Genomic DNA, 278 nt, shown 5'->3' on the forward strand with positions numbered 1-278 from the left:
CATCGACGGTCTCGACATCGTCGATGAACCATCCGATTCGAACGGTACCGAAATCCGTATTCACGAGGACGTGGTCCTCGGCATCCTGCGGCGCCGTCTCCACAACGCTGATCAGCGCCTTGCCGAGCGGCCCGGCGAGCTCACCCCCGAGCTTCTTGTTCAGAGCTCGTAGGAAACGTTTCCCCTCCCCGAGGTCGAACGATGCCGACCACTCTCCGGCATCCGCGTTCAGCTCCGGGGCGGGTCGAGATTCGACGGCACGCATAATTTCCGCGCGT

The 278-nt window shown here is 62.6% G+C and carries 1 protein-coding gene; it reads right to left on the reverse strand.

The window, feature by feature from the left end; translation table 11 throughout:
* Positions 1–265: hypothetical protein (locus ACZ3HG_RS23425; RefSeq protein WP_465334730.1), on the reverse strand; the 265-nt coding region annotated here is incomplete at its 3' end.
* Positions 266–278 lie beyond the last annotated feature (13 nt).

It is taken from the genome of Erwinia sp. PME.40.26/001 (assembly GCF_055556675.1).